6 protein-coding genes are annotated in these 5,831 nt (G+C 67.2%); all 6 read left to right on the forward strand.

Going from position 1 to position 5,831, the window contains the following annotated elements:
• Positions 1-815: glycine--tRNA ligase (locus tag Q4E95_RS10610; protein ID WP_303383279.1), on the forward strand; the 815-nt coding region annotated here is incomplete at its 5' end.
• Between the two features lie 7 nt (positions 816-822).
• A complete protein-coding gene (locus tag Q4E95_RS10615; RefSeq protein ID WP_303383280.1) occupies positions 823-1,782 on the forward strand; it encodes a GNAT family N-acetyltransferase in 960 nt (319 codons plus the stop codon).
• A 96-nt stretch (positions 1,783-1,878) separates the two neighbouring features.
• On the forward strand, positions 1,879-3,276 hold the full coding sequence (locus Q4E95_RS10620) for a sugar porter family MFS transporter (RefSeq protein ID WP_303383281.1): 1,398 nt from the start codon (positions 1,879-1,881) through the stop codon (positions 3,274-3,276).
• A gap of 65 nt (positions 3,277-3,341) precedes the next feature.
• Complete coding sequence (locus Q4E95_RS10625) at positions 3,342-4,706, forward strand: galactokinase family protein (protein ID WP_303383282.1); 1,365 nt, start codon at positions 3,342-3,344, stop codon at positions 4,704-4,706.
• Positions 4,707-4,826: 120 nt separating this feature from the next.
• Entirely contained in the window at positions 4,827-5,633 is an 807-nt protein-coding gene (locus tag Q4E95_RS10630; protein WP_303383283.1) for a hypothetical protein, read from the forward strand.
• Positions 5,634-5,647: 14 nt separating this feature from the next.
• A partial coding sequence (locus Q4E95_RS10635; protein ID WP_303383284.1) for a tRNA-dihydrouridine synthase occupies positions 5,648-5,831 on the forward strand: 184 nt, incomplete at its 3' end.

Consider the following 5,831-nt stretch of genomic DNA (forward strand, 5'->3'; position numbering starts at 1 on the left):
TCGGCAAGGCGTTCCGCAACGAGATCACCCCGGGCAACTTCATCTTCCGCACGCGTGAGTTCGAGCAAATGGAGATCGAATACTTCATCCACCCGGACCAGGCAGCCACCTACTTCGACGAGTGGGTCGAGGCGTGCTGGGATTGGTTCGTGGACCTCGGTGTGAACCCGGACAACATGCGCCGCTTCGACGTTCCCGCCGATGAGCGCGCGCACTACTCGGACGGCACCATTGACATCGAGTACCGCTTTGGTTTCCAGGGCTCCGAGTGGGGCGAGCTCATGGGCGTGGCCAACCGGACGGACTTCGACCTGAACAACCACACCGAACACTCCGGCGACAAGATGCAGTACTTCGATCAGGCCTCGGGCGAGCGCTACACCCCGTACGTGATCGAGCCGTCCTTCGGGCTGACCCGCTCCATGATGGCGTTCCTGGTGGACGCGTACGTGGAGGACGAGGCCCCCAACACCAAGGGCGGCGTGGACAAGCGCACCGTGCTCAGGCTCGACCCGCGCCTGGCTCCGGTCAAGGCGGCCGTGCTGCCGCTGTCCAAGAAGGACGACCTCAAGCCGACCGCGGAGAACCTCGCGGCCGAGCTGCGCCGCCGTTGGAACATCGACTACGACGACGCCGGCGCCATTGGCCGCCGCTACCGCCGCCAGGACGAGATCGGCACCCCGTTCTGCGTGACCGTGGACTTCGACACCCTCGAGGACCAAGCCGTGACCATCCGTTCGCGCGACGAAATGACGCAGGAGCGCGTGGGCCTGGATCGCGTGAGCGCCTACCTCGCCGAGCGTCTCGAGAAGTAAGGACCGCATGAGCATCGAGTACCGTCCGTGGCGCGAAGACGACGACCTCCGTCTCCTGGAGGTCTGGCCCGACGCGCCGTCGGCCCCGGCCCGAGCTTTCCGCGCCCGTTTGGGCGCCAATGAGGGCGCCGCTTTCTCCCGCACACTGGTGGCCACCGATTCCGGTGTGCCCGTGGCGGCCGGGGTCGTGTACGAATCCCCGTGGCACCCGCAGCGACAGTGGGCCTACGTGGAAGTGGCGCCGGATCGCCAGCGCGAAGGCCTTGGCCGCGAGCTCGTGGCACGATTGCGCGCGGAAGCCGAGCGAGCGCCGTCGGGCGTCAGTGCCCTGCGCACCCGCGTGACCCCCGGGTCCGCGGGGGAGCACTTCGCGCAGGCCCAAGGCTTGCGGCCCGCGATGCGCTCGCGAGTGATTCGCGTGGCCGCCGGCGCGCTGCCGATGCCCACGCTGGGGCAGAACGCGGACGGAACTCCCGCTCAGGCCGTGGCGGACCTCGCGACGGGTTCCGTGGAACTCACCCGCGCCGTGTGGGATTTCTACCGATCCGTGCATGAGTGGGATCCCGTGGGCGAGATCGGCATTGGTGCCGTCAATCAGCAGTTGCTCTCGGACAAGGCCGGTGCCTTCGGTGCCGTGGTGCTGCGCGACGGCACGGCGGCTGCCGGCGGCAAGGACCCCATTTCGGCCTTCGCCGTGAGCTACCGCCCCTTCGACCCGCACAATCCGGATCAGGAACCGGCCGAATTCGAGGCCGCTGACGTGCTGCTGGGTTATGTGCCCGGTACTGCGGCCAGCGAGGCGGAAACCGGCGAGGCCGTGGAGAAGCTGCTGGCCCTCCTGGTCAACGACTACCCGGTGGAACTCGAAGTGGACGATTCCATGGCCCCGCTGGTCGCCGTGGTGGACAACCTGCTCGAGGCCGGTGTGGCGCACGTGGTCGCGGAAACGGTGACGCTGGTCGACTAATCGTCTTCCGGGACGGACCAGTGTGATTCAGCTGCGGTGGCGTTTAACCACCGGGTGGCCGTCAATGGTATGACGTTCTATGACGAAAGGACGGCCATGTCATTACACACGGTGCACTCGGAGGCCAAACCGCCCATGACCGGGCGGCTCAGATTGATCGCCACGGTGGCCACGTTCGGCGGGCTGCTGTTCGGCTACGACACCGGCGTGATCAACGGTGCGCTGCCGTCCATGGTGGAGGACCTGCAACTCACTCCGTTCCTGGAGGGTCTGGTCGCGTCCATCCTGCCCTTCGGTGCGGCGTGGGGTGCGGCGTTCGGTGGCAAACTGGCGGACCACTTCGGTCGCCGCAGGGTCCTGTTGTTTCTGGCGGTCATCTTTGTGATCGCGACCATCGGGTGTGGAACAGCGCCGACCGTCACTGTCCTTGTCGCGTTCCGCTGCATCCTGGGCCTGGCGGTCGGGGCGGCCTCCGTCATTGTGCCCGTATTCCTGGCTGAGCTCGCGCCGGCGCATCTGCGTGGCCGGGTGGTGGCCCAGAACGAGCTCATGATCGTGGGTGGGCAGGCTCTCGCGTTCGTGTTCAACGCCGGCCTGGCCACCGCGTTCGCTCACGTTCCCCACGTGTGGCGTTACATGCTGGTGCTCGCCACGGCCCCCGCGTTGATCCTGTGGGTGGGCATGATCATTGTGCCGGAATCCCCGCGCTGGCTGGCCCGTAACGGTTCTGTGGACCGCATGTTCGACGTGCTCCGCCGGATTCGCGAAGAGGCGTATGACCCGGGCGAGGGTCAGACCGTGCTCCGGTTGGCGAAAGAGGACGAGAACCGCCCCGCCGCGCGGATCACGGACCTGGTGCGCGTGCCGTGGATCCGGCGGATTTTCATCCTGGGCGCATCCATGGCCGTCATCAACCAAATCTCCGGCATCAACGCCATTCAGTACTACGGCGTGAGCGTGCTCCAGGACGTGGGTTTCGGCGGCAACGGTGCCTTCTACGCCAACATCATCCCCGGCGTGGTGGGTGTGCTGGCCGTGGGGCTGGCCATGTACCTGCTCAAATATGTGGGCCGCCGGAAACTGTTGCTGACCGGGTTGGTGGGCACAACGACGTCGTTGACCGCCTTTGCGCTGTCCTACCTGCTGATTCCCGACACCAACCCGGCGCGGGCGTGGGTCATTCTGACGTGCATTGTGGTGTTCGTGGGGTTCATGCAATGCTGCATCGGCACCGTGACGTGGCTGTACATGTCCGAGATTTTCCCACTGAATGTGCGCGGCGTGGGTATGGGTGTGTGTGCGTGGATCCTGTGGATGATGACGTTCGTGGTGGGTCTGACGTTCCCGATCCTCACCGACTCGTTGGGCGTGGCCTATACGATCCTGATTTTCGTGGTCCTCCAGGTCATTGCGCTGGTGTGGGTGTACCGGGTGGCTCCGGAAACCAAGGACAAGACCCTGGAGGAGCTGGAACATTATTTCCGCACCGGGTAGTGGACAATGGTTTGTCAGCCCCGTCCGCCGTACCCCGGTGCCCATGCCATGTGAGGAATCCGCCCGTGTCCTGTGAGCTCAGCGAAACCGCTACGCCGGAAGACTTCGCGCGCCCGCGCTGGGTCGCTCAGCCGGACGTCCGCGAGCGAGCGCAGCGCTTGAGCCAGAAGTTCGAAGAGGCCTACGGCCGCGCGCCGGTGGGCGTGTGGGCGGCGCCCGGCCGAGCCAATCTCATGGGCGAGTACGTGGATTTCTCCGGCGGCATGTGCCTCCCGTTCGCCCATCAGTACGTCACGTTGACCGCCGCGGCACCTCGCGAAGACGGTGTGCTCAACGCGCAGTCCATGCAGGACGCGGACGAGTCCGTGGCCGATGACCGCCCGCAATCCACCCGCATCGAAGACATTGCCCCCGGGGCCATCCCGGGTTGGTTCGGGTACGTGGCCGGTGTTGCCTGGGGGATGAACCGGGTGGCGCGCGGCGAGTCCGCGCACCCGGTGGCGGTGACCGAGCTCGAACTGGCCGCCGATTTCGGGGCGGACCTCATGGTCGACTCCACGGTGCCGATCGGGGCCGGGTTGGCCTCCTCCGCCGCTCTCGAGTGCTCCGTGGCGCTCGCGCTGTTCTCACTGAACACCGGCCAGGATCACCCGGACGACCCCCAGCGCCGCGCCCTCGCCCGCTCTTGCATAGAGGCGGAGAACCACATTGTGGGCGCCAACACGGGCGGCCTGGACCAGACGGCGTCCCTGCGCTCCCACGCGGGGGAAATCCTGGCGCTGGACTGCCGCGATTTCGACGTGGCACGCTTGCCCGCCGATCCCGCCCTCGCCGGCCTCACCTGGCTGGCTGTCGACACCCGGGCACCGCACAAGCTCGCGGACGGTCAATACAGCTCCCGCCGCGCCGAGTGCGAGGCCGCCGCCGCGGTCCTGGGCCTGCCCACCTTGCGTGATGCGCTTCCCGAGCACCCCACGCCCGACGACGCCGCCGCCGTCCTCGCGCGCTTCGATCACCTTCTCGACGCGGGCGCGGAGCTCACCGAGGACCGTGCGAAGACCCGGCTGCGGTTACGGCACTCGATGACCGAGATGGTTCGTTCGGTGCAGATCGCCCACGAGATGCGCAGCGACTTGCCGGACTGGTCGCGTGTGGGTCACTTGCTGGTGGAAGGTCACGAGTCCATGCGCGATGACTGTCAGGTCACCGTGCCGGAGCTCGATGCAGCGGTGGACGGCTGTCTGAGCGCGGGTGCGCTGGGCGCCAAGGTGGTCGGCGGTGGATTCGGCGGGTCCGTGATTGCCCTGGTGCCGTTGGAGTCCGTGGAAAGGCTGGCCGCCGCCGTGCAGTTGTGCTTTACCCGCAACGGGTTCCGGGAACCGCTGTTCCTGACCCTGCAACCGTCCGAAGCGGGCCGCAGGATCCTCTGAAGCGCCCGCGTCCCATGACACGACCCCGCCGCTGAACATTTAGGGCAGAGGTTGGCCAGAATGAGGCGAGAAACAATGCGATCCTCTGCCGTGAATGTCACTCACCCCTAGGAGCCACCCGTGTTCGCAGCGGCCAGTGCCACCCGACGACTCAAGCGCGGACTCGCGGCCCGCGACTCCGGGGACACGGCAGCGGCCCGGGAGGCCCTCGAGGCCGCCCTGCGTACCGCGCGCCTGGGTGAGGTGTGGTTGGTGGCCGGCGATGCGGCGGCGTCGTTGGGGGACCTGGCCCGGGACACCGGCGACTTACCGGGTGCCGAACACCACTACCGGCTGGCCGCGACCCAGTACCGGCGAGCTCCGCGTTCGGCTCGTTCCGTGGGCGGACGCGTGCGGTGCCTGGAGAATCTGGGCGATGTCCTGCTGTTGGCGGGGCGCCCGTGGGATGCCTATCGCGAGTTCCAGGAGGGAGCCGCAGCGGCCGGGGTGGACCCCTCGCGGCCCACGAGTACCGGAGCCGGTGTGGAGTTCGTCTCACGCGAGGACCTGCGGTGGACCTCCCACCTGGCCACGGCCGCACAGGCTGCCGGCCGGCGCAGGCTGGCCAACGACCACTACGACAAGGTCCTCGCCGGTTGCGAGCTGCGCGGAGACGTTGCCGGTCAGATCCTGTGCTGGAGGGGCCTCGCGTCGCTCTCCGAGGACATGATGGCCTGGAACGACGCCGCTCACGCCCTCTACAACGCCAGTAACCTCTACCCCGCGCTGCCGGCACCGGAGGCGCACACGCGCGAGTGGGTGCAGTGCCTGCGTGATCTGGGGGCCGTGTACAAGACCCTCGGCCGCCGCGACGAACAGGTGAGGGCATTCAAGCTCGCGGTGCGCCTGGAACACGTGGACAGCTCGGCGCGGCAGCGCGAACAATGAGACAATGGCGCACGATGAGCACCACGAACATTGAGACCGCGGACCGGGAGCCGGCCGTGTTGAACCTGAAACCCTTGCAGTTGGGACCGTTGACCATTGACGTGCCCGTGGTTCTGGCACCCATGGCGGGGGTGACCAACAAATCCTTCCGCACGCTGTGCCGCGAGTACGGCGGGGGACTGTACGTCACGGAAATGG

Source organism: Kocuria sp. (assembly GCF_030536815.1).
Classification (GTDB): Bacteria; Actinomycetota; Actinomycetes; order Actinomycetales; family Micrococcaceae; genus Kocuria; species Kocuria gwangalliensis.

What these genes read in the sequence shown, in the direction of transcription:
- Q4E95_RS10615 (WP_303383280.1), top strand. Translation starts at nt 823, where the DNA reads ATGAGCATCGAGTACCGTCCGTGGCGCGAAGACGACGACCTCCGTCTC.
- Q4E95_RS10620 (WP_303383281.1), top strand. Translation starts at nt 1,879, where the DNA reads ATGTCATTACACACGGTGCACTCGGAGGCCAAACCGCCCATGACCGGG.